This is a genomic window from Psychrobacter sp. TAE2020, from assembly GCF_018919485.1.
Classification (GTDB): domain Bacteria; phylum Pseudomonadota; class Gammaproteobacteria; order Pseudomonadales; family Moraxellaceae; genus Psychrobacter.
On sequence record NZ_JAHLMU010000001.1, the window covers coordinates 1,611,245 to 1,633,653 of the forward strand.

Below are 22,409 nucleotides of genomic sequence, written 5' to 3' on the forward strand. Positions count from 1 at the left end.
TGAAATCTATTCCTAAAACCTCAAACGTTTTTGTACTTGCTGGACGCCAATAGAAGCTCCCAAACTGATAATAAAGTAGATGGCCCCTGCTCCCAAAATATAAGGAGTTAATAAGCCCATTAACTCACCGCGTACATAAGCTGCTCGGAAGAAGTCTGTTAGACCAATAGCGAATACTAAAGTCGTATCTTGGAATAGAATAATACATTGCTGCAAAATTAATGGTAGCATCTTACGAAAGGCTTGCGGCAGAATGACTAAGCGCATAGTTTGACTATAAGTCATACCTAAGGCTTTGGCCGCATTAACTTGTCCACTACCAATAGACTGAATACCGGCACGTACTACTTCAGAGAAGTAAGCGGCCTCAAACATCATAAAGGCGACGACACAAGAAGCGAAGGCGGCGTCTAGTTGTAAATACTTACCCGCTATCCAAAAATAAATCATTGGTACTGCAAAATAGAACCATAATAGAACTAGTAGTAATGGTACCGATCGAAAATAGTTAACATATAACTTAGCAGGAATCTCCAGCGCTTTAATGCCTGACAAACGCATTAGAGCTAATAATGTCCCTAAACTGATACCGCCGATAATGGCTAGAAACAGCACTTTCATCGTGGTAATCATACCGCCCATTAAACCGGGATAAGCTGTGGCAAGTTCGGTCATCATACTCATTTTTGACCTCCTGCGATAAGCCCAGGTACACGCAGTTTGCGCTCAATTAAGCCCATGATAGCAATTAGCGATAAGTTAAATACTAAGTAGATAATAGTAGCGTAAGTATAGATCTCGAGGCTGTTTTGGGTATATTCACTGATGGTTTTAGTTTGGCTAATCAGCTCCATTACCCCCACTAGTGAGGCCACTGAAGCATTTTTAAAGCAGTTGGTAAGCTCAGAGCTTAGCGGTGGAAGGATGACGCGAAAAGCTTGCGGTAGTAACACTTCTTTATAAGCTTGCGGAATAGTAAAACCTAGGGCGTAAGCGGCATTTATTTGGCCTTCAGGTAGCGACTCAATACCAGTACGTACTTGTTCAACGATACGCGCAGCGGTAAATAGACCTAAACCAATACTCGCTGAGAGCATGGCTGAGGTATTCGGTGACAAGTCTCTAAACCACCACTCTTGCAGTGCCGGTGTTAGCCAACCTGGGGCAACATAAAACCAAAAGAATAACTGCACAAGCAAAGGTATATTACGGAAAAAGGTCACATATGCAGTACCAATGCTACGTGCCGTCTTATTAGGTAAAGTGCGCATAATACCGAAGATAGTACCGATGACCATAGCAATGGCCCAAGCAATACTACCGATCAGCAATAGCCAACCAACACCAGTAATCATCCAATGTAAGTACAGCTCATTACCGATACCGGTATGTTCAAACAACACACCCCAGTTCCAGCTATAATTCATGGTGATCTCTCCGAACAGCGAACAATGGATACTCAAGCTAGGCTTAGCTTATTGCTAAACCGAACTTGAGTACTGGCTATAGTGAGGGAGAAATACTCGTTATTGTGCCACAGCTGCTTTTGGCTGATCGCTGTCATGCGGATTAGCGATAAGCGCCTTTAAGTTATCTGACATCTCAAACTTTAGGTTGACGTTCTTTGGTGGAATTGGGTTTAAGAACCATTTGTCATAGATGCTAGTGATTTCGCCTGAGCTAAAGGTTTTATTTAGCGCGTCATTCACCACTGTTTTAAATTCAGGATCACCTTTGCGCATCATACAACCATAAATCTCAAATGATTGTGGCGTACCAACAATTACCCACTCATCAGGGTTTTTAGCTTTGGCTTTTTCGCCAGCTAGTAGCACATCATCCATCATAAAAGCATCAGCACGGCCATTCTCTAACATCAAGAAGCCTTCGCCATGATCTTTAGCTGAGATAATATCAGTATTCATCTTTTTCTCGTCGTTATACTGACGGATATAACGCTCTGAAGTAGTACCAGCAGTAGTGACTAGTCTCTTACCTTTTAAGTCTTCAAAATCTTTAATACCTGAATCAACTTTAGTCAATAATCGGGTGCCAATCTCAAAGAAACCATTAGAGAAAGCAACTTGCTCTTGACGCTCGACGTTATTAGTCGTTGAGCCACACTCAAAATCAACAGTACCGTTTTGCACTAAAGGGATACGGGTTTGTGAAGTGATTAGGTTATAGCGAACTTTCAAATCTGGCATGTTGAGGTTTTCTTTAACGGCTTCAACGATTTTCATTTCTAAATCGTGGGCGTAACCCATCGGCTGATTAGGGTCATCGGCAATATACGAAAAGGGAATAGAAGAATCGCGATAACCAACAACTATAGTGCCTGAATCTTTTATTTTCTGAAGAGTACCATTAGTATTTGCTGCAGGGTCAGTCTTTGCTGTATCGTCAACAGGTTTATCTTCAGTAGCGGTTTGGCTACTGTTGTTACAGCCAGCCAGTCCTAGCACCATAAAAACAGCAAGAGTTAAAGGTTTTGTCATTGAATAAGTCATGAGATACATCCTTTTATCACATTATTAAAGTTAAAATTCATTGAAAACAAAAAAATCATCCATTAAAAAAATTCAGCTCAGCAATTTCCTCTACCTCTCTGCTGTTACTGTTAATTATCATAATGCAACTTTATGTTACTGTACAACAATTTTGCATGGGTTAGTAATATTTTTTGAGCCTTTGCTACATTCATTACCAGACTCTCACTAAGGTTTTATTTTTAACTAGCCTATAAACGCTAGCCCCTATTTTTTACTAGTACTCTTATATTAGATTTTAACGCTAATGAAGATTATTTTTTAGATCATCAAAGGGTAGTCATCGTTGATAAATCAGCGATAATCCCCATAAAGATCACAACTTCTCAATACAATAAATGACTTATGACTCAAGATATGCAAACTTCGACAACCGATGCTATTGGTACTGATAACGATGTGCGTCAACGCTTTTTTATCCAAGACTCACCAGTGCGTGGCGATGTAGTACGTTTATCACGTAGTTATGCCAATACTATCGCACAAAAGCCCTACCCTGAAGCCATCAAGTGCTTATTGGGCGAAATGCTCACGGCAGCTAGCCTATTGATAAGCACAGTCAAAATTGACGGGCGCTTATCCATTCAATTACAATCTTCAGACAGCGACAACTTGCTCAATTGGGCGATGGCAGAATGTGATCAAAACGGTGTTATCCGTGGTCTTGCAAGTTGGAAGGCAGATAGTGATGAACAACGGCACGCTTGGGATATTATGACTACTGCTAACCAAGCTTTTGCAGAGCTTGGCGCGGCTGGCGAAGGAGTGTTATTTATTAACATTCAACCTGAAAAAGGGGAATCGTACCAAGGTATCGTCGAGCGTAGTCATGATAATTTAGCCGACTGCCTAGCCCATTATCAGAAGCAATCAGCACAGATTCCAACTTTGATTAATTTGGCTTCCGATGGCTTGCAAGCAGGCGGTATCTTAGTACAGCTGTTGCCACGTCGTGATGATGAAGAGCAAGAAAAAGTCGATACCGATTTATGGCCGCGTTTGTCAGTACTAACTCGTACTATTAAGCCTGCCGAGTTAACCTCATTACCTGCTACTGAACTGCTCTATCGCTTGTATAATGAAGAAGAGGTAGTATTGCCAGAAGCCAAAGCGCTAACGTTTGGCTGTACTTGTTCTAGAGAAAAATGTGAAACGGCGATATTGCAAATCGGTCAAGATGAAATGCTCGATATCTGTGATGAACAAGGCGGACAATTTGAGATGGACTGTGGCTTCTGTGGCGAGATTTATCGGTTCGATAAAGATGACGTAGCTAGTATCTTTGTTGAATAGTATGAGTTAATTTCTCTCAAAATTTTTTATTAGCTAATAAAAAACCCTCAAGTTTGATGCTTGAGGGTTTTTTCGTTAAGAAATTACAGAAATCATTAGACTACAAACTAGCTTAACATCCTAGATCTTAGAAATTTTTAAACCGTATAGTCTCCCTAAGAACAGCCCTCTGCTGCCTTTAACTGCTCATCATAACCTACTCTTATATCGTAGACTCTACCTTGATCAATCTCGTAAAGCGTCCCTATTTTGCTGCCATCATCATTCCAATAAATAATGACGGGTTGACCAGTATAAATATTTGGATACACCTCAGGACTCTGATTGGCATGTTTGGCATATACCTTCTGCTCTGCATCGCCTACTTTTATTCCTGTGGAAGATTTAAAGCCTGAGTCACCAACATAAATAGCCGCTACCTTATTATCGATAATATATAAGCTTAACAAGCTCTCAGGATAATTTTTGGCTTTGGCAAAGAAGCAATAATCTACTTCGGGGTTTCTACTATCAGCGATTTCTATAAATAATTGATCATCATAATGCTGATTGATAGAAATATTAGCAAAACCATCTTTAGTTAACTTAAAGCCAGAGGGGGAAATATCAGCTTTTGTTGCTGCAACTTTTCGGGTGTTGTCTGTCAAATCCTCGACTAACAACCACCCCAATTTAGTATTATTTTTATAGCTTACGTATAGCCAGTTACCCTCAACTCGTAGTGGCTTAATAGTATCGCCCTCTATAAAATAAGCAGCCGTCTTAGCAGATTTTGACTTATTCTCATACATAAAGGCGCGCTCGTTTATGACCGTATATTCTGTAGCCGCAACCTCACTATTCTTAGTCAAAACTCTATCTTTTGGCAGCGCCACCGTCATCTCTTTGGGATAGTCTGATAACTGCCAAGCTAGACTATTATTATCGAATTTTAAGCTAGCAGTTACTTTTATATTATCGAAAGAGCTATTAAAACTGATTAAGTACTTATTATCCTGCTGTCTTTTACCGACAAAGTCATTATCACAATCTATTTTTCTACCATAATTACTAACGTAGCAATAGCTCCCAGCAATATACGTAGCGCTTAACTGCGTTATATCGACAGAAAAAACTGATAACGGCTTGTTATCTTGGTCGAATTGCTCAGCAGACCAAGATCCTAGCCGACTAGTATTTATACTGGTAGCTTGCTTAGGGTTATTAATAGCTTGTTTGGGGTCATTGATAGCTTGGTTAGAATCATTAATAGCTTGGTTATCGCTAATAGCCTGTTGATCGTCAGTACTACTATTCTGCTCAGCTTGACAGCCAATCTGTACTAAAAATAGCGCCGCCATCATCATTGCTCTACTAGTTACTTTATTAATGCTTACTTTATTAATGATTATCATAATTACCTCTGCCTAATAGGTAAATCCTTTATCAACTAATAAGTGGTTTGCTAACTTATCTTCTGCTAAACACCGCACTTTTTAAAAATAATACAGACTTTAGAGACTACGCTATCTAAATCACTACTCTGTCTAAACCACTACATCTAAATCATTAGGATAAGAGTAGATACGAGTTCTAAGCGCCTGATACATCTGATTAAGATCGCTTTGGCCATTATCTAATAACCAAATAACAACTTGCTCATGGACGCGTTGATTGTAGATCAAATTATAATGGCTCACTCCATAGAAAATAGCTTTGTGACCTTCTGGCACTATCAAGGTATGTTCGCCAGCATCCTCACCCAAGGCCGATTCTACTGTTACTAAGCCATCACCTAATAGGCTTGCAGCTTTAGAATCGTAGTGGGCCTCGACTAAGGTACCAGCAACGAAATAGCTGCGCACGTGTAAAGGTAGACGTGCAGGATGACGAAAGTCTTGTGGCAACACACTGCGACCGGGTAACGAGTTCCAGTCGGCATCACGAACGCTACCATAGCGTAAATCCAGAATGCCAGCACTGCGTAAATCGCCCAGCTTAGCTAAGGATCCAGCAAAAGGTAGCTTACCGATCATATCCTGCACAAAAACCCCAATGCGCTCTAAGCTTGCGCCATGATGTGGTGAGCCCAAAGTGACTAGATTACCCACTCGCTGTACCCAGTGGTTGCCTTGTTCTTTACCATAAAACAGCGCACTGCGAGCAACTAATCCGCCCATACTATGACCGATCAAATCAATTTGTGAGATATCAGGATTATCATCGACCAAATTCTGTAGCATGTTAGAGAAACTACGCCCATTACTAGAGATACGGCGTCCAGTATTATAGTTAAGGTATAAGATAGTAGCGTTGGGCTGACTGGCCATGAGCGCCTCACCTAGACTGTTATTATGAGCAACGTTCCAACTTAAATGGCTCATACACAGTCCATGACAGAGAATAATTACTCGTCCTGACAGGGTTTCGCGTTGCAGATAACTCTTACTATCATACATATCCATAGGAATAGCGAGAGGGTTTTTGTGAGTGACTAAGTGATCCCCCATTACCCCATTTAAGATATTAACTAGCCGTCTAAGACTTCTAGGAAGCCGTTGGATATTTTTTTGCTTAGTCATGTTGTTATATAACCATAACCCGGTAGTCAAGTTATTGCCAACCATTGAGGTGATATAGCGTACGGTACCGTAAATACGGCCAGTGATACCACGCTGCCACTTGCTCAAGTTACCTTCATTAAAGCGACCAATAGGTCGTAAGATAATTTCCCGATGAATCGCTTCTACAATATCAGTGATTTCAACTACACCCATAGTAGCCAACTGAGCTAATCCTTCGAACACATCACTCAAAGAGGTAGGCCCCTGATGGCCTAACGGGTCTCTATCATCTGTCGTTGGTCGATCGACATGAATGTAGTCAAGATCGGCTAACTGCTCATACACATCACTCGGGGGATATTTGTCAGTATCTAAATTGGTAGCGGTGTCGACATCAGGTTTTGCACTGATATCAGAGCTGGAGAGATCATAAAAGGTCACGAATGACTCTGGACTGGGCATAGTTTTATGTATTCTATGATAAAGATAGGATCATCTTAGCCTTTAAATTTACTAAACAAAAGAAGATGATTTGACTCTTAAGTAATTTTGTCATTAATAGGCTAGTCAATTAAGAGTTTTTGCGACTGGCTCAGCCTATTTGGCTCGGTGATAAACTATAAGTGATATAACAAAAAACCCTAGGCCAAAACCTATGATTCGATAGAACGGATTTTATGCGAATAATTGCTTATGAATAGGGTTTATTGTACTTGGGCTTGCCACTGATGCGCAGCTAAGACTAGCTTCAGCTCATCACCAGCCTGCAATATACCAACACCACTCGGTGTGCCAGTCATAATGACATCACCGGCTTGCAGACTAAAAGCGTGGCTAATGTCCGCTAGCAGCTCATATACTGAAAATAGCATCAGAGCGCTATCGCCATCTTGCTTGAGCTCATCATTGATATAAAGCTGATAATGTACTTGAGTTAAGTCACCAAACGCTCGCGCATCAACCCAATCTGCGAGTACACAAGACCCATCGAAGCATTTAGCACGCTCCCACGGCTGGCCTTTATCCTTTAATTTACTTTGCAAATCACGCAAGGTCAAATCTAGCCCTAAAGTTACATTGCCAACTGCTTGCTGCGCTTGCTCAACAGTCGCAGCACACAAGTCAGCCATTAACTGAATACATAATTCTGCCTCGTAATGGGTTTCCCCATAGCGGCTAGTATCAGGTCGGACAATTTTATTAGCAGCAGCAGTATTACTAATATTCACTATAGCGGAGACCGGCTTCATAAATAATAGCGGTGTACTAGGCACTTCATTACCTAATTCACGTGCATGAGCCACATAATTACGACCAACACAGACAACTTTGCCAATAGTTAAAGGCTTCAATGATGCAGAATTCATAACAGGAGCTCACTATAGAATTAAGGGTTAACAGTTACTTTTTAGATAACTATTTTACAGTTACTTTTTGGATAACTATTTTACAGTTACTTTCTAACCGCTTCATAACGGTTAGCAATCAATAACCAGCTATTTAAACTTAGCTTCATCTATAAATCGATATTTCGCTGGCTTATTTTTCTTCTCATCACCTTCATCGGCGGTAAATAGTAGTTTAGCTACCCCATTCACTTTGACAGAGTCGATCCCTTCGATGTTCTTCATATCTGACAACTCAGGTAGATCTATGGCGATAGGCGCCTCTTTAGGATTTCCGCTCCAAGTCCATATCTTAGAGTGGTCTTTGCCTTTTTCATTTTGTACTTCGTTAGCGATGACATACTTATTTAGAGCAGTACTAAAATGTAATGAGCGAATACCACCACCATCTAAGTCTAGAAAGATAGGCTTAGCAAATATTGCTGCAGCTTGGTCATCAAATACCGCATTCGGATTAGCGATCGACACTACAATAGCTAACTTTCCTGCTAGTGGCGCACGCAAGCCAAGCATCAGATCATCAGCTTTATGATTATAAGTTAACCCTTCAATATTTAATTCATTAAAGTCAGGCTCTTTATTAGTTTCAGCTTTTATCGCTGCCGCTAGCTCCTTAGATTTAGTCAAATCATCACGTAAGGTAGTAATACTAACGATGTCAGCAACATCGTCACCCTTAATTCGAAAACGCAGTAACTGCTCGCGATTCGGATCACGGTCACCGTTTTTCCGCAATGAATGTGATGTGGTTGCATAAATGAACCCTTCGTGGTCAGCCGTTAAGCCTTCTAAATCGTCAAGCTGGCGCTCAAACCCTTCAGTTAATCTAAGGTTGGCGGCTTTGTTTTCGCTTAAGCTACCGTTAGGAGAGATAGTCAAAATATTCATCGCTCGATGTTCTTCATCTTCGACCAGTAGCACTCTGCCATCATTAAGCTGGAACACTGCTGAAGGCTCGTAAATATCACTGAAAACGCCCATCCCATCTTCACTCAAACTTGGTGTCGCCTTCGCAGTAGGATAGAACAACAGTAAGGAGCCAGCTGCGATAGCAGCTAATGCTGTAGTCAATAGGCCCAAACGAAGATTCGAAGAAATGCGACTTGGTAATATGTTCATAATACTTTCTCATGAGATAGTTAACTGTGGAACAGCATATGCAATAATAAAATAATGAACTAGTATCGCTGATAATTAGCCCCTAAACTGACCTTTTTAAAATCATAACTGTAGTTAGGCTAGCTAATGGCAGTAGCTCATAATAATAAATAATATTTATTGGCTAAATTTATTATAATCTAACATCATATATCTGGCATGAATGCCCTTTTTAGCATCACCTTCATCAGCCATGAATAACATTTTGATGGTGCCGTTAGCGGTAATTGAATCAACAGCTTCAATATTTTGAAGCGCTGCTAACTCAGGGGTATCAACTTTAACAGGCTTGTCTTTACGGTTGCCCGTCCATGTCCAAATTTGTGCTTCTTTATTGCCTGCTGGATCATTAATTTCATTAGCAATAATGAACACTGCTAATACCGGGTCGAAGTATAGAGAGCGAATACCACCACCGTTCAGATCCAAGAAAATAGGTTGATCGAAGACTGGAGCCACGTTATCGGTAAACATCTGATTTGGGTTAACAATGGGTATAATCACAGATAGTTTGCCAGCCATAGGTGCCCGCAAGCCTAGCATTAGAGAGTTTTTGCTATCGTCATAAGCTAAGCCTTCGATATCTAGCTTATCGAAATTAACCTTAGTATTCAGTCGTGCCCTAAAGGCAGCATCAACCACTGGCGACTTCATTAAGCTATCACGTAAATTACTGATATTAGAGATATCACCGGCGATGTTACCGTTAACCCGAAAGCGTATCAACTGTTCGCGAGCAGGATCACGCTTACCACTAGTGTCAGACGAATGCGAGGTAGCCGTATAAATAAAACCTTTGTCATCAGCTGCTAGACCTTCTAAATCGTTGAGCTTGCGACCGAAACTACGAGTCAACTGTAGACTAGCTACCGCGTTTTCGCTCAAGCTACCATCAGGCGCTATAGTCATAAGATTCATTGCGCGCTGCTCTTCATCCTCAATTACTAATACTCGTCCATCAGGTAACTGTTGTACCGCTGATGGCTCAAAGACTCCAGTCAAAGTACCCATGCCTGTCTGATCCAGCTGTGGGGGAATGTCAGCACCTACTCCTGGATAAAAGAACAACATCAACTTTAGCAATATAGAAGCCAATACGGAGGCCAGCATACCCCAACGGAATAAGCCATAAGAGATATTGAGCATTTTAAAATTGTGTGCTGCTATTTGACCGAGCCAGTAGAGCTGATCACTCATTGCATGATAAGTCTCATCACGGTCACGCATCAGTATCTGCATGCGCTCCCAGTACTCTTCACGCGACAATTGCATACGGTCTTTATTAATCAGTGGATTGATATCACCGTTCAATGAAGTTCGATTGGCACGTGCCAAGTATTCCTTTAAATCATGGAAATGTGCATCACGCTTAACAAAGGCTTTGAACCAATTAGAAAAACCTTTGAAGAATTTTGCTTTTTCGGGTGAGGCGGCGAGTATAGCGAAGAATATTGAAGCGGCAGCAGTAAACATAAACATCCCAGCTGGGATCAAAAATGCTGCTGAGGACACAAAGATAAAGGCGCCTGAAATCATCAAAGCTGAAATTATAATACCATTGAGCGAGATCATAATATTGGCTTTGGTTGCCGCTAAGGCGATCAAATCAAGCTCAGTACGTAAGGCATTGCGAAACATAGTTTCGACAGCTTTTGAAGTACCAAGTAAAGGCTTAGCTTCCGTTTCTACTGCTTTATCAAGCTTAATAGCTAATGGAGCTACTAATTCAGGCTTATCTTTTTTCTTTTTCTTCTTCTTTTTAATAAGATTTTTATTTGGCAACTCATCTAAACGGTTATCAGAATTTTTTACTAGAGGATGGTTTAAGTCACTATCTAGCCTCTTATCTAGGCTATTACTTAAATCCGCAGTTAAACGTTGAAGGGGTTGGCCTGCTAACTTTTTGGCCACACCTTCATCTAACAGCTGGTATAAATTTTCGCTCAAATCTTTATCAAATAGTACATTGGAATTTCTATTCAAAATCTACCTACTTTTTCACAAAAAAACATTTGAAATGATTACATGCCTACTAAATCTTAGGCTCTATTAAGCTAATAAGGCCTTAAATATTTTTAAGGCCTTATTTTCGATACATAGTATGTTTTTTTACTTACGATTACTATTGTAATAAATGTATCAATAAGTTAAGGAATAGTACGAGTAGTCACATCAGGTGGCACATAAGTCATATAACGGTTCATGCGCTTTTCAAACAGTCTAAAGCTGAATAGAATGACCCAAGACAGTAATAGATAGACGATACCTGCGGCAAAAAACAGTTCCATCAAGGTATAAGTACGCGCGCTGATAGTGCGGGCAACGCCAGTAATATCCATTAAAGCAATAGTTGAAGCTAGGGCACTACCTTTGAGCATAAAAATAACTTCGTTGCTATAAGCAGGAATAACGATACCGAAAGCCCGTGGTAAGGTAATGCGAGTCAGCTTTTGCCACTTGGACATACCGATAGCGTCGGCTGCTTCGAGCTCGCCAATCGGAATAGCCTGAATAGCACCACGAATAATTTCTGCTAAATAAGCGCTAGTATTCATAGTAAAAGCAATGATAGCGCACCAGTAAGCTTGACTCAGTATTGGCTCCCATAGAAAAGAGTTACGTACTGCTTCAAACTGTCCAAGGCCATAATAAATCAAAAATATTTGTACTAACAGGGGCGTACCACGAAAGAAGAAAATATAGGAGAAAGGTAATATTTGTACTATCCAGCTTTTGGACAACCGTAACAATGCCAATATTATGCCGAAGAACAAGCCAATAATACTGGAGATGATGACTAACTGTACAGTCAGTACTGCGCCACCCAATAAATCTGGGATATGATCAAAAATAACCTGCCAATTCCAATCCATGAGTCTCTCCCCCTACCCTTTGATTGATTGATTGGTTACTGATTGACGGTTCAGCTTTTTAGAATAGCGAGCTGCAGGATTAGCGCGCCACTCAAGCCACATCATAAAGCCAGTAATCAACATCGTCAGCCCTAAATAAATAATCGCTGCCGCCATATAAAAAGTAAAAGGTTGCTGGGTGGATTGTGCCGCACGTGATGACTGATACATAATATCCTTGAGGCCAATAACTGATACCAGCGCCGTGTCTTTTAATAGTACTAGAAATAGGTTACCTAGACCTGGCAAGGCAATCTGCCATATTTGTGGCAAGGTAATTCGATAAAAGGTCTGGAAAGGACGCATACCTACCGCTTTGGCTGCCTCGCTTTGACCTACCGGAATCTCTTGAATCGACATTCGAAAAATTTCGGTCGCGTAAGCACCAAAAGCAATGGATAACGCCATCACCCCGCCCCAAAATGCGCTGATTTCAACGTAGTTATTATAGCCGAACTTTTTGAGGACGCTCATCAATAAGATGGAACCGCCATAGTATATAAATAATACTAATAGCAGCTCAGGAATACCACGCATCGTTGCCGTATAGAGGGTCGCAAGCTTACGTAGCAGCCAAACGTTAGACAACTTAGCTGTGGCACCGAGCAGCCCTAAAGCCATACCTATGACTAAGCTAGTCATAGCAAGCTTGATGGTGACAGTTGCGCCGCTTAATAATAGCGCGCCAAATCCTTGTAAATCAAACACTAGGGCTCACTCATTCTTTTTAGATGGGGACGCACTAAACGCCCTAACAAGTTAATAAAATAGTGGTCAAAACAATCAGTGATTGATTCGCTCATTGCAGATACAGAAATGAGCGCTGATTTTATCATATCCAGTAGCATTGATGTTAATCGCAAAAATAAAAGCGACAGTTAGCAAATAACTTCTTCTAGCACAAAGGTTTTATATTGCTAACATCAGTAACTAGCATCACATAAAAGGCGAGGTAAAAAAAGCAAAAAGGATAGCACCATTATAGTGATATCCTCATTTTTACTTATAAACTATTTGAGCCTTACTGCGCTTTGCTATCAGCATTACTACCTTCCGGCTTTACTGCTGCCTTGGTTGCTGAGTCACTGCCTACAGCACTAGTAGCTGCTGGTACTGCAAAGTATCTTTTATTAAGATCATCATAAACACCATTAGCTTTTATATTGGCTAAGGCTTTATTGAGCTTGGCTTGTAGCTCATCGCCCGGACGTACAGCAATAGCAAAGTTATCATTAATATCGATCTCATCACCTTTTAGCACATAATTTTTACCAGAGGTTGAGTTAAGCCACTGTAGCGCTGGTAGCTTATCAGAGATCATCGCATCAACACGACCCGAGCCTAAGTCTAGAAAAGCATTACTCAAAGTATCATAGAGCTTCATTTTGGCTTGTGGATAAGCTTTCTCAAGCCACTGTGATGAAATCGTCGAGCGCTGGGCTGCAATTAGATTTTTATCAATATCCTTAGCGTTGCTAGGATCAAAATTACTATCTTGCTTAGCCAAAAACACTAAATTATTACTAAAGTAAGGATCAGTAAAGCTGACTTGCTCAGCGCGTTCAGGGGTTATCGACATAGCAGCAACGATGGCATCGTATTTACCCGCTTTTAAGCCGGGAATAATACCGTCCCAGTCTTGAGCTATGATCTCACAAGTCACTTGCATATCTGCACACAAAGCATTAGCCATTTCTACATCAAAACCGCCAAGCGAGCCATCAGCATTAGTATAGTTAAATGGCGGATAAGCACCTTCTGTACCGATACGTAGCACTTCATCCTGACTAGCAGCAGCATTGTCGTTGCTGTCAGTATTCGCCTCTGTGCCTACTTGTTGATTATTACCACAGCTTGCTAAAGCTAAGCCAGCAGCTAAGGTCAGGATTGTCTTTGATAAGTGGCATCTGGTTGTGCCCTTGCCACCTAGTATCTTATTGAAGACTGAAACTTGGCTAGCATTACTGTTGGTCATCATCCTTAATTCCCTTATTAGCTAAGCATATTAACTGAATATCTAAAAGTAGTAGCTTGGCTTTGACCTATAAAGAAGCTATTAGCTACCCGCTACTACAGTGTTAAATAATATTTTTAGCTGATTTTGATATAGCTATTAATGCTGCTATTAATTAGTTGCTTTAACAGGCTTATCTTCAACTACGGCTTCGGTAGCTGGAGTCACTGAGGTCTGCGCAGCAGCAGTAGTGGTAGTACCGAAATAGCTACTAGTGATTTGATCATAAGTACCATTAGCTTTTAGCTCAGCTAAAGCGGTATTGAATTTTGCTACTAAAGCATCGCCTTTACGAAAAGCAATACCCATAGCATCATCATTAGTGCTGATTTCTTGACCTTTAACTTCGTAATCTTGGCCAGCTGCTGTTTTTAGCCAGTCAATACCAGTGACTTTATCAGACATCATGGCACGAACACGACCTGAGGTTAGATCTAAGTAAGCATTATCTTGCGTATCATAGAGCTTGATATCTGCTTCTGGATGATCGTCTTGCAAGTACTGCGAGGCAATAGTTGCACGCTGTGAGCCGATAGATTGACCTTTTAGGTCTTCAACCCTAATATTATCGCCTTTCTTACCAATTAGCACGATACCACTATAAAAGTACGGATCGCTAAATTCTACCACTTCTTTACGCTCAGGAGTAATCGACATACCAGCAATAGCGGCATCGAATTTTTGCGCGTTTAGACCAGGAATCAGACCATCCCAGTCTTGAGAAACTACTTCGCACTTAGCTTTCATTTGCTCACATAAAGCATCGACCAGCTCAATCTCATAACCGATAAGTTTGCCATCAGCATCAGTATAGCTAAAAGGCTTATAGCTCGATTCGGTAGCGATTTTGATATTCAATGGTGTAGCATCAGCTGAGGTATCAGTCGCAGCTTTCTCAGTTGGTGTGGCACTATTATTACAGCCAACAAGCATAAGTACAGCAGCACTCAAAGGTGCCAGCCACATGGCTTTAGTTATTTTTGATGAAGCTATTGAAAGGGCCATAATGTCTATTCCTTTGTTTATCTAGTAGTGGCTAAATTGGCTTATTATCCAAGTGCTCACTACTGTATAGGGAGTAACTTGATAGGTAAATGACTTAGTAGATCGCAACTTAACAAACCATAACGATTACTAAAAACTATTCACCAAAATTAGCTTGTTCAAGGCGTGCTAACTCACCATTACTGCGAATCTCAGTCAAAGCCTTGTTAAAGTCTTCTCTTAATGAATCACCTTTGCGTACTGCAATAGCAATATTATCATCGTTATCAATCTCATCGCCTACTATACCGAAGCCTTTAGGATTATCTTTTAACCATGATTTTGCTGAGACTTTTTCAGCTAATACGGCATCGCTACGACCTGATTTCAGGTCCAAATAGGCATTATCGTAATTGTCATATAACTGTACAGTATTGCCGTCTTTGCCTTCATAGTTATCTTGCAAATAGGCACCAGGAGTAGTTGAACGTTGGCCACCTAGATTCAGATTTTTAATAGCTAAAGGATCAAAGCTGCCTTTAGTGTCAGTCAGCCATACCATAGTATTAGCGAAATAAGGTTCAGTAAAGTCAACTTTTTCTTGACGTTCAGGAGTGATCGACATACCAGCAATCACTGCATCATACTTTTGTGCTAGTAAGCCTGGAATGATACCGTCCCAATCTTGAGCAACGATTTCACATTTGGCTTGCATTTGCTTACACAGAGCATTAGCTACATCAATATCATAACCGCCAAGACTACCATCAGCATTAGTGAAGTTAAAAGGAGGATAAGCACCTTCTGTAGCGATACGAATGGTTTTACCAGCGCTATCAGTAGCAGTAGCGTCAGTGTTAGTAGTATCTTGCTGACTACAAGCAGCCAAAGTTATAGCGGCAGTAATAGTCATAGAAGACCATAAAAGACGGGAGTTAAACATCATATGTTCCTTAATTCTTGATAAGCGTGGCTGCTATTATTGGCATTTGACATCCATGCCAAATCACTAAAATAGTCATAAATATCGATAGGTTATAAACTCCTCGATAATACCTTACTAAAATATCAAAAACAAACGTTTTAGGTGTTGACTGTCATTATCCCGTAATAAACGGTAGAGTAATAACTATAATAGTGTGGCCAAAATTTTAACTAGTGCCATGCAGATAATATTAGTAAAACTAGGAGAGTGAATTTTTTGCTTCAAGGTTAGTTAATAATAAAAAGCCACTCAGCAAATGCTAGTGGCCTAATATGTAGTAGTGAGCGTGCTGGGCAAAAACCTTGGCAGCTGCTAGTTTTAAGCTGCTAATGGATAAGCTAATAGCTTTAAGATATTAGTGTTGACGATGCGAAGCCATAAAGTCTCTGACTCGCTGCGAGTTTGGATTATCAAAGACTTTTTCAGGGGTTCCTATCTCTTCCACAACGCCTTGATGCAAAAATACTACTTGGCTAGAGACTTCGCGGGCAAAACGCATTTCATGAGTGACGATCAACATAGTACGACCCTCTTCCGCCAACTCACGCATTACTACTAATACTTCGTTAACTAGTTCAGGATCTAGTGCTGACGTAGGCTCATCGAATAACAACACTTTAGGCTGCATAGCCAAAGCACGAGCGATAGCCACTCGCTGAAGTTGACCGCCAGATAAATTGGCTGGGTAAGCGTCTTTTTTATCCAATAAGCCAACCTTAGCTAATAATACTTCTGCATCGCTAATCGCTTGGTCTTTTTTTATCTTAAGAACCTGCGTTGGCCCTTCGATAATATTTTGCAGAATGGTCTTATGTGGCCACAAGTTAAAGTTCTGGAATACAAAACCCACACTGGCACGTAAGCTTTCAAGCTGTTTGATATCTGCCGCCTGCAACTCACCAGATTTATTAGGCTTTAAGATTAGCTCTTCATCACCTACTCTAATTCGACCTTGCGTTGGTTTTTCCAGCAAGTTAATACAGCGCAATAGGGTGGATTTTCCGGAGCCAGATGAGCCCAGAATTGAGATAACATCCCCATCATAGGCTGTAAGAGACACGCCTTTTAGGACAGCTAAGGAGCCATAGCTCTTATGTAAGTCTTGCAATTCTAAGGCGATAGGGCGAGTCGAGTCTTTAGTCATATCAGGCATGGTTCAGCATATTTCCGATTATTAATAAAAAATACATCATAAAAAAAGGCCAAGCCGCTAGTGCAGACTTGAGCCTTATTTTATCATCTTAGAACGCAAAATGTGACTATATAATAACACTATTAGCAGCTTTACCAATCAACTTAATGACATAAATGTTTGTTTTACAGAGTTGATTAGTCAGCGGCTTAATAGTTAAAATCAGTAAGTCGACACGTGTTCTTGCGTTTCGCTACCCTCTAATACTTCTGAATCATCGATAGTATTACCTTCTATGCCATCTTCCGTGCCTAACTCATCAACAGTAGCCTTATTATCATCAGCTTCTGCACTAGCACTGCCATTGACTGATGGATCATCTACAGTAACTGTACTATTGACTGCTTTAGTCCCTTGCTCTACATCACTAACCCCTGTAGCTTCTTGCTCTATGGCAGTTTGTGCATCAGCTGTAATATCCGCTTCACCAGTCGCTGCCTCTTTGTCAGCACAAGCACTTAATGTCAATGCCGCTACTGCCAAAGCAGTCATTAGTAGTTTCTTAGCTATTGGTAATGACGTGATCATAATAGTTACCTTTTTAGTGAAATTAAAAACTGTGATAATAAATAATAGTAGTTTGAGCTTTTCCAACTAGGTTGCATCATAAGCTGTGCAACAAGTTAGGTTTATTAAGCAATGTTTAATAATCGACTACAGTAATTGTCTATTTTTAGCGGAGGCTTTTTTAACAAAGACTATTTTTCACTGATTTTAAGATAGTAGCCAGCCAGCTAAAGCTTTCGAGACTTGTATTCAAAGAGCAAAGGTATAGCACAATAGCGATAGAAAATAGTTTTACTATTGTTAGTTAGTCTTCCATATCGTCTTCAAAAGAATAGTCAACGTCGTCGTTTTCTTTATCATTGTTATTTTCAAAATCGTCATCACTATCTGCACTGTCAGAATCATTATTTTCGCTAGTAGTGGCCCTATCTAAATTGTCATCTTGCTGATTAGTCTTTACTAGTGTGACTGGGTTAATGGCTGCACTGTATTCAGCAGCTACCGCTGAATTATCTAAATAAAGCCCCAAAATCAGGGCAATTACTGCCAAAGAGCCGTACAGCCATTTTTTGGATATTGCTGGTTTTCTAGAGTTGTTATCTTCCGTGGCCATCTTGGCTCTCCATAGTGGCTATGCCCTACCTAGCAATAAATAACGATAATAGACTATCGATTATAAGGAATATTAGTGGTATTGATAGTAACTATAATGGCAGCTTGCAAGTACTACTTTAGTATTTACACCATACTTGTGTTAAAAATAAGTAACACTATTAGGCTAGGTTGGCCATATGAATACCACAGGGTTTAGTTGTGAAGGTTCAATACGCTTCAGCCAACATCACTAAGGACACTAAAATCACTCGAAGAGGCCATCATTACTACTTAGTATGCTTAAATTCGCCTTTACTATCGCCTTAATCTGCTCTATGTTAAATAGCGTTAGGCAGTAAAGGGCCTAAAACTTCTATTTATATCAGCTTTTGCTACCATTTGGTATCTTTAACACTCTAATCATTTGCTACTTTCTCTGGTTTAAAAATCTTATAAACATAAGGAAAATAATACATGACTCAATCGATTACTACAGATATTGCTACTTATATGCAAAGCGTCGGTAAACAAGCACGTGCTGCCTCTCGCGCCCTTGCCGCTGCTAATACTAGTCACAAAAATGCTGCATTGATAGCTATTCATGATCAATTAGTCACTGCTAAGTCAGAGATTCTGGCTGCTAATAAAACAGATATGGATAATGGGCAAAAGAATAATTTAGACGCCGCTCTTCTAGATCGCTTAGAGCTTAACGATGCTCGTTTTGCCGGTATGCTACAAGGCCTAAAAGATGTCTCGACTTTGCCTGATCCAATCGGTGAGGTCACTGATATGACTTTTCAGCCCTCAGGTATCCATCTAGGTAAGATGCGCGTGCCACTAGGGGTAGTGGGCATGATTTATGAGTCACGTCCAAACGTCACTTTAGAAGCAGCCTCTCTAGCCTTAAAATCAGGTAATGCTATTATTCTACGTGGAGGCTCAGAAGCTTTTGAGTCTAATCAAGCGATTGCTAAATGTATTCATCAAGGTCTCAAAGCTGCTGACCTTCCTGAGCATAGCGTGCAAGTACTACAGACTACTGATCGTGCAGCCGTCGGCGAATTGATCACTATGACTGCCTATGTCGATGTGATAGTACCCCGTGGTGGTAAAGGTTTGATTGAACGTATCAGTCGCGATGCCAAAGTACCAGTCATCAAGCATTTAGATGGTAACTGTCATACTTATATCGACAGTGATGCCCAAGCCGAGATTGCGATAAAAGTTAGTGTTAATGCTAAGACCCATCGTTACGGTACTTGCAACACTATGGAGACTTTATTAGTAGATATAGCTGTCGCTGAAGAGCTGCTGCCTAAGATTGCTGAAGCGATTATTGCAGCGGACGAGGCGATGCAATTGCGTGTTGATGAGCAGTCATATGCTCTATTAAAAGACAATGCTAAGCTTGCTGGGCATCTATCGGCAGCAACCGCTGAAGATTGGGATACTGAATACCTTGCACCGATATTAGCGATCAAAATAGTTGCTGGCTTAGACGAAGCTATTGAGCATATCAATACTCATGGTAGCCATCATACCGATGTCATCATCACTGATAACTATACTAAGTCACAGCGCTTTATTCGTGAAGTGGACTCAGCTAGTGTGATGATTAATGCTTCAAGCCGTTTCGCTGATGGCTTTGAATACGGTCTGGGGGCTGAGATTGGTATTTCTACCGATAAAATACATGCTCGTGGTCCTGTAGGTCTCGAAGGACTAACTTCACAAAAATGGATCGTTTATGGTCACGGCGAGACTCGTGCTTAGTGACTTTTATAATGGCTAATCGCTTTTATAACCATTAATGATATTCATCCTCTCGAACCACTAAAACGTCAGTATTTTTGCTGGCGTTTTTTATGCTTACGAACCATCATTACTACTAGCTTTTGTTTTGTGAGTGTTAATGATGTTGTATATACTGCTTTAACATAGACAGTTATTAAGGCAGTGCAGTTATGCAGAGTGGCGAAATTAAACACTGGAATCAAAGCCAAGGTTATGGCTTTATCGATGTTAATAATCAACCCGAAGATGTATTCTTTCATATCAGTAAAGTGCGACTATCGCAGCCAATAACTGTAGGCCAACGGGTGTATTTCAATAGTGAACGCAATGCTAAAAACCAGCTACAAGCAACTGAAGTTACTTCCATTGCCTTAAGTATTGCTGAAAGCTCAGCATCAGATTCAACCAATCATTCACTAAAGCGTAACTCTAAAAAAGCTAATGCGAATCGTCATCACAACACTAATAACAACCGTGCTAACCCTAATAAAAAAAGTAAGTTATCGACTCTATTTAGTTTGATCGCCATTATTGCTGTGGCGGTTATTTATTTTGGCTTTAGTGCAGTGCAGCCTGAGTCAGTTTTAGAAGATGTAGCATCTAATAACTCTTCATCTAGTACTTCTACAGTAGCGCCAGCCACTGCATCAAATGCCATTACGGGCGATAAGCAGATAGACAATACTATTGCCCTTATTCAACAAGGCGGGCCGTATCCTTATCCTGATAAAGACGGCTCAACTTTTGGTAATCGTGAAAATAGGCTGCCTGCTGAAGCGCGAGGCTACTATCGGGAATATACTGTACCCACGCCCGGTGTATCTCATCGTGGCGCACGACGTATCGTTACTGGTGGCAATCCACCAACCGTCTATTATCTAACGCTCGATCACTACGACAGCTTTAGCCAACTTGAGGTAAATTGATATGAGCCAAGCCATTTACTACATTGAACGGAATAGCGATGCGTATGACAGCATGCCTGAGCAAGCTGTCCCTATTATTATCGATAATGAGCTGAATAAAGACACGCTATTAACGAGCGTGGCAAAAGCTTGCGATTTCCCCGCTTATTTCGGTCATAATTGGGATGCGCTATGGGACTCTCTAACGGATAGTGACGTTAAATATTTACAGTTGGATTTAACCGATATAGAGAAGATTAATACCGAAGACTTTAATATGTTTAAAAGTATCATTGAAGATGCTTATAATGATTTTGGTCAGCCGCAGTTGTGGGTTGTGAGCTGATACTCTTATTTAATGACGTAAGTAAATTGGCTGCTTTAGCGTAGGCTGGGTTTTTAACCCAGCATTCAATGGCTAAAATCACGAAATGCTGTCGCTTAACAAACTATTATGTAAAGAACAGCCAAATAATAAACAACCAAAAAACTCTCTACTAAACTCTGTTTTGATACTACTATCAGGCTTAGAAATGCTATCAGCTTCTAGTGTAATTATTCGATTGTTAATTATATTTTTTAGATATTCTATAGCTTCATTTTCCTCTTCAAATAAATCCAGCCTATTTTCTAGCCTATACTTTTCAGCATCAATTTTAGACTCAGACAAATATTTAATTTCATCGTCAAGCATAGCTTTTTTCATTCTATACCATCTATCTTTATCAGCATTGTAGATGGCATACCATATCAATTCCCATGAGTCATCCATAGCACTCTCAGGAATTATTTCACACGCAATATCATACATTCCTGCTCTGGCGTAAAGGTTAGCAATATCTAAATTATCGTAGTGAGCATTTTTTTCTAACTGAATTAATAGCGTTACAGTTTTTTGAAGGTTTCCAATAAGGATTTGTAGCCTAACCTGATTCAGTGAAATGTTATACTTTTTTTCATCTAGTATGGATTGTGAGATTGTATTCTTATTGGAATCTATTTTAATATCTTCAAGTTCTTGCAGAGCTTTAACAAAATATTTTGAAGCCTCTTGGTATTTATCAAGCATGACATAAGTGCAAGCGATATTATTAAATATATTAACAGGCAGCAGTTGATGTACCTTATGCTGCTCAGCTGACGCAGCATAAAACTTTTCGAGTGCTGTTAAACAGTATTCTATGACCGAATCATATTGATTTGCATGTTTATACAAATAGCTATCGTCTGTGTATCCAACGTCAAAGGTAAGCATTAGAATATAACTGGCATAAGGATAATAGGACTTAGGCTGTAAAAGTAAAGCTTGACGCTGTAGCTCAAGACTTCTATTTTCATCTCCATATTCATGATATAGCCAAAATGCCAAGTTATGAGTATTCTCTATCGAAGGATTGGCTTGATAAGCTTCTTCTAAGTACTCTAAATCCTTATTGCCCTCTGGATTTTCGATATAGTGAAGCGCAATTTTCGCTAATAGCTTATCATCGTTAGGATGCTGTTCTAGCTGCTTGAGTAATTTATTGATGTCAGGCTTCATAAGGCTCTCTATGGTATTTTTATTATCCTG

Annotated in this window: 21 protein-coding genes; 4 read left to right on the forward strand and 17 right to left on the reverse strand. The window is 40.2% G+C overall.

The window, feature by feature from the left end:
• Positions 1 to 12: 12 nt before the first annotated feature.
• The 3 genes from KPY62_RS06530 to KPY62_RS06540 form a co-directional block, all read right to left on the reverse strand.
• On the reverse strand, positions 13 to 684 hold the full coding sequence (locus KPY62_RS06530) for an ABC transporter permease subunit (RefSeq protein ID WP_216581295.1): 672 nt from the start codon (positions 682 to 684) through the stop codon (positions 13 to 15).
• The gene (locus tag KPY62_RS06535; protein WP_216581296.1) at positions 681 to 1,427 is read right to left on the reverse strand and encodes an amino acid ABC transporter permease; all 747 of its coding nucleotides are present in this window, start codon (positions 1,425 to 1,427) and stop codon (positions 681 to 683) included. Before KPY62_RS06535 ends, KPY62_RS06530 begins: the two co-directional genes overlap by 4 nt.
• Positions 1,428 to 1,526: 99 nt before the next feature.
• Positions 1,527 to 2,510 (reverse strand): glutamate/aspartate ABC transporter substrate-binding protein, encoded by a 984-nt coding sequence (locus KPY62_RS06540; protein WP_216581297.1) that lies wholly within the window; start codon positions 2,508 to 2,510, stop codon positions 1,527 to 1,529.
• Between the two features lie 384 nt (positions 2,511 to 2,894).
• Between KPY62_RS06540 and KPY62_RS06545 the strand changes: the two genes are divergently transcribed.
• Positions 2,895 to 3,842, forward strand: coding sequence for an Hsp33 family molecular chaperone HslO (locus KPY62_RS06545; RefSeq protein WP_216581298.1), 948 nt, complete (start codon positions 2,895 to 2,897; stop codon positions 3,840 to 3,842).
• Between the two features lie 155 nt (positions 3,843 to 3,997).
• On the opposite strand, the gene KPY62_RS06550 is transcribed toward KPY62_RS06545, so the two are convergent.
• The 13 genes from KPY62_RS06550 to KPY62_RS06610 all read right to left on the reverse strand — a co-directional run bounded on the left by KPY62_RS06550 (position 3,998) and on the right by KPY62_RS06610 (position 18,156).
• Positions 3,998 to 5,236: a hypothetical protein gene (locus KPY62_RS06550; protein WP_216581299.1), complete on the reverse strand. Its 1,239-nt coding sequence runs from the start codon at positions 5,234 to 5,236 to the stop codon at positions 3,998 to 4,000.
• A 132-nt stretch (positions 5,237 to 5,368) separates the two neighbouring features.
• Positions 5,369 to 6,847 (reverse strand): alpha/beta fold hydrolase, encoded by a 1,479-nt coding sequence (locus KPY62_RS06555; RefSeq protein ID WP_216581300.1) that lies wholly within the window; start codon positions 6,845 to 6,847, stop codon positions 5,369 to 5,371.
• A 242-nt stretch (positions 6,848 to 7,089) separates the two neighbouring features.
• A complete protein-coding gene (locus KPY62_RS06560) occupies positions 7,090 to 7,752 on the reverse strand; it encodes a fumarylacetoacetate hydrolase family protein (protein ID WP_216581301.1) in 663 nt (220 codons plus the stop codon).
• A 129-nt stretch (positions 7,753 to 7,881) separates the two neighbouring features.
• A complete protein-coding gene (locus KPY62_RS06565) occupies positions 7,882 to 8,910 on the reverse strand; it encodes a DUF3616 domain-containing protein (RefSeq protein ID WP_216581302.1) in 1,029 nt (342 codons plus the stop codon).
• 156 nt (positions 8,911 to 9,066) lie between these two features.
• Positions 9,067 to 10,932, reverse strand: coding sequence for a DUF3616 domain-containing protein (locus KPY62_RS06570; protein ID WP_216581303.1), 1,866 nt, complete (start codon positions 10,930 to 10,932; stop codon positions 9,067 to 9,069).
• Positions 10,933 to 11,096: 164 nt separating this feature from the next.
• Positions 11,097 to 11,822 carry an ABC transporter permease gene (locus KPY62_RS06575; protein WP_216581304.1) on the reverse strand — a complete coding sequence of 242 codons (726 nt, stop codon included), beginning with the start codon at positions 11,820 to 11,822 and terminating at the stop codon, positions 11,097 to 11,099.
• A 12-nt stretch (positions 11,823 to 11,834) separates the two neighbouring features.
• Complete coding sequence (locus tag KPY62_RS06580; protein ID WP_216581305.1) at positions 11,835 to 12,569, reverse strand: ABC transporter permease; 735 nt, start codon at positions 12,567 to 12,569, stop codon at positions 11,835 to 11,837.
• A 313-nt stretch (positions 12,570 to 12,882) separates the two neighbouring features.
• Positions 12,883 to 13,839 (reverse strand): ABC transporter substrate-binding protein, encoded by a 957-nt coding sequence (locus KPY62_RS06585; RefSeq protein WP_228730599.1) that lies wholly within the window; start codon positions 13,837 to 13,839, stop codon positions 12,883 to 12,885.
• A 147-nt stretch (positions 13,840 to 13,986) separates the two neighbouring features.
• Positions 13,987 to 14,880, reverse strand: a complete 894-nt coding sequence (locus KPY62_RS06590; RefSeq protein ID WP_216581306.1) for a transporter substrate-binding domain-containing protein — start codon at positions 14,878 to 14,880, stop codon at positions 13,987 to 13,989.
• Between the two features lie 136 nt (positions 14,881 to 15,016).
• Positions 15,017 to 15,805: a transporter substrate-binding domain-containing protein gene (locus KPY62_RS06595; RefSeq protein WP_216581307.1), complete on the reverse strand. Its 789-nt coding sequence runs from the start codon at positions 15,803 to 15,805 to the stop codon at positions 15,017 to 15,019.
• 394 nt (positions 15,806 to 16,199) lie between these two features.
• Positions 16,200 to 16,997, reverse strand: a complete 798-nt coding sequence (locus KPY62_RS06600; RefSeq protein WP_216581308.1) for an ATP-binding cassette domain-containing protein — start codon at positions 16,995 to 16,997, stop codon at positions 16,200 to 16,202.
• Between the two features lie 201 nt (positions 16,998 to 17,198).
• Positions 17,199 to 17,564 carry a hypothetical protein gene (locus KPY62_RS06605; protein WP_216581309.1) on the reverse strand — a complete coding sequence of 122 codons (366 nt, stop codon included), beginning with the start codon at positions 17,562 to 17,564 and terminating at the stop codon, positions 17,199 to 17,201.
• Between the two features lie 283 nt (positions 17,565 to 17,847).
• A complete protein-coding gene (locus KPY62_RS06610; protein WP_216581310.1) occupies positions 17,848 to 18,156 on the reverse strand; it encodes a hypothetical protein in 309 nt (102 codons plus the stop codon).
• A gap of 455 nt (positions 18,157 to 18,611) precedes the next feature.
• Between KPY62_RS06610 and KPY62_RS06615 the strand changes: the two genes are divergently transcribed.
• From KPY62_RS06615 to KPY62_RS06625, 3 genes are all read left to right on the forward strand, one after another.
• Positions 18,612 to 19,913, forward strand: a complete 1,302-nt coding sequence (locus KPY62_RS06615) for a glutamate-5-semialdehyde dehydrogenase (protein ID WP_216581311.1) — start codon at positions 18,612 to 18,614, stop codon at positions 19,911 to 19,913.
• A gap of 191 nt (positions 19,914 to 20,104) precedes the next feature.
• Entirely contained in the window at positions 20,105 to 20,860 is a 756-nt protein-coding gene (locus KPY62_RS06620) for a ribonuclease domain-containing protein (RefSeq protein ID WP_216581312.1), read from the forward strand.
• Position 20,861: 1 nt separating this feature from the next.
• Positions 20,862 to 21,185 carry a barstar family protein gene (locus KPY62_RS06625; protein WP_216581313.1) on the forward strand — a complete coding sequence of 108 codons (324 nt, stop codon included), beginning with the start codon at positions 20,862 to 20,864 and terminating at the stop codon, positions 21,183 to 21,185.
• A gap of 78 nt (positions 21,186 to 21,263) precedes the next feature.
• Here KPY62_RS06625 and KPY62_RS06630 read toward each other — a convergent pair whose 3' ends face one another.
• Positions 21,264 to 22,379, reverse strand: coding sequence for a hypothetical protein (locus KPY62_RS06630; RefSeq protein WP_216581314.1), 1,116 nt, complete (start codon positions 22,377 to 22,379; stop codon positions 21,264 to 21,266).
• Positions 22,380 to 22,409: the final 30 nt, after the last annotated feature.

What these genes read in the sequence shown, in the direction of transcription:
- KPY62_RS06630 (WP_216581314.1), bottom strand. Translation starts at nt 22,379, where the DNA reads ATGAAGCCTGACATCAATAAATTACTCAAGCAGCTAGAACAGCATCCT.
- KPY62_RS06610 (WP_216581310.1), bottom strand. Translation starts at nt 18,156, where the DNA reads ATGGCCACGGAAGATAACAACTCTAGAAAACCAGCAATATCCAAAAAA.
- KPY62_RS06550 (WP_216581299.1), bottom strand. Translation starts at nt 5,236, where the DNA reads ATGATAATCATTAATAAAGTAAGCATTAATAAAGTAACTAGTAGAGCA.
- KPY62_RS06575 (WP_216581304.1), bottom strand. Translation starts at nt 11,822, where the DNA reads ATGGATTGGAATTGGCAGGTTATTTTTGATCATATCCCAGATTTATTG.
- KPY62_RS06540 (WP_216581297.1), bottom strand. Translation starts at nt 2,510, where the DNA reads ATGACTTATTCAATGACAAAACCTTTAACTCTTGCTGTTTTTATGGTG.
- KPY62_RS06595 (WP_216581307.1), bottom strand. Translation starts at nt 15,805, where the DNA reads ATGATGTTTAACTCCCGTCTTTTATGGTCTTCTATGACTATTACTGCC.
- KPY62_RS06545 (WP_216581298.1), top strand. Translation starts at nt 2,895, where the DNA reads ATGACTCAAGATATGCAAACTTCGACAACCGATGCTATTGGTACTGAT.
- KPY62_RS06585 (WP_228730599.1), bottom strand. Translation starts at nt 13,839, where the DNA reads ATGATGACCAACAGTAATGCTAGCCAAGTTTCAGTCTTCAATAAGATA.
- KPY62_RS06555 (WP_216581300.1), bottom strand. Translation starts at nt 6,847, where the DNA reads ATGCCCAGTCCAGAGTCATTCGTGACCTTTTATGATCTCTCCAGCTCT.
- KPY62_RS06565 (WP_216581302.1), bottom strand. Translation starts at nt 8,910, where the DNA reads ATGAACATATTACCAAGTCGCATTTCTTCGAATCTTCGTTTGGGCCTA.
- KPY62_RS06530 (WP_216581295.1), bottom strand. Translation starts at nt 684, where the DNA reads ATGAGTATGATGACCGAACTTGCCACAGCTTATCCCGGTTTAATGGGC.
- KPY62_RS06605 (WP_216581309.1), bottom strand. Translation starts at nt 17,564, where the DNA reads ATGATCACGTCATTACCAATAGCTAAGAAACTACTAATGACTGCTTTG.
- KPY62_RS06535 (WP_216581296.1), bottom strand. Translation starts at nt 1,427, where the DNA reads ATGAATTATAGCTGGAACTGGGGTGTGTTGTTTGAACATACCGGTATC.
- KPY62_RS06590 (WP_216581306.1), bottom strand. Translation starts at nt 14,880, where the DNA reads ATGGCCCTTTCAATAGCTTCATCAAAAATAACTAAAGCCATGTGGCTG.
- KPY62_RS06615 (WP_216581311.1), top strand. Translation starts at nt 18,612, where the DNA reads ATGACTCAATCGATTACTACAGATATTGCTACTTATATGCAAAGCGTC.
- KPY62_RS06600 (WP_216581308.1), bottom strand. Translation starts at nt 16,997, where the DNA reads ATGCCTGATATGACTAAAGACTCGACTCGCCCTATCGCCTTAGAATTG.
- KPY62_RS06560 (WP_216581301.1), bottom strand. Translation starts at nt 7,752, where the DNA reads ATGAATTCTGCATCATTGAAGCCTTTAACTATTGGCAAAGTTGTCTGT.
- KPY62_RS06620 (WP_216581312.1), top strand. Translation starts at nt 20,105, where the DNA reads ATGCAGAGTGGCGAAATTAAACACTGGAATCAAAGCCAAGGTTATGGC.
- KPY62_RS06625 (WP_216581313.1), top strand. Translation starts at nt 20,862, where the DNA reads ATGAGCCAAGCCATTTACTACATTGAACGGAATAGCGATGCGTATGAC.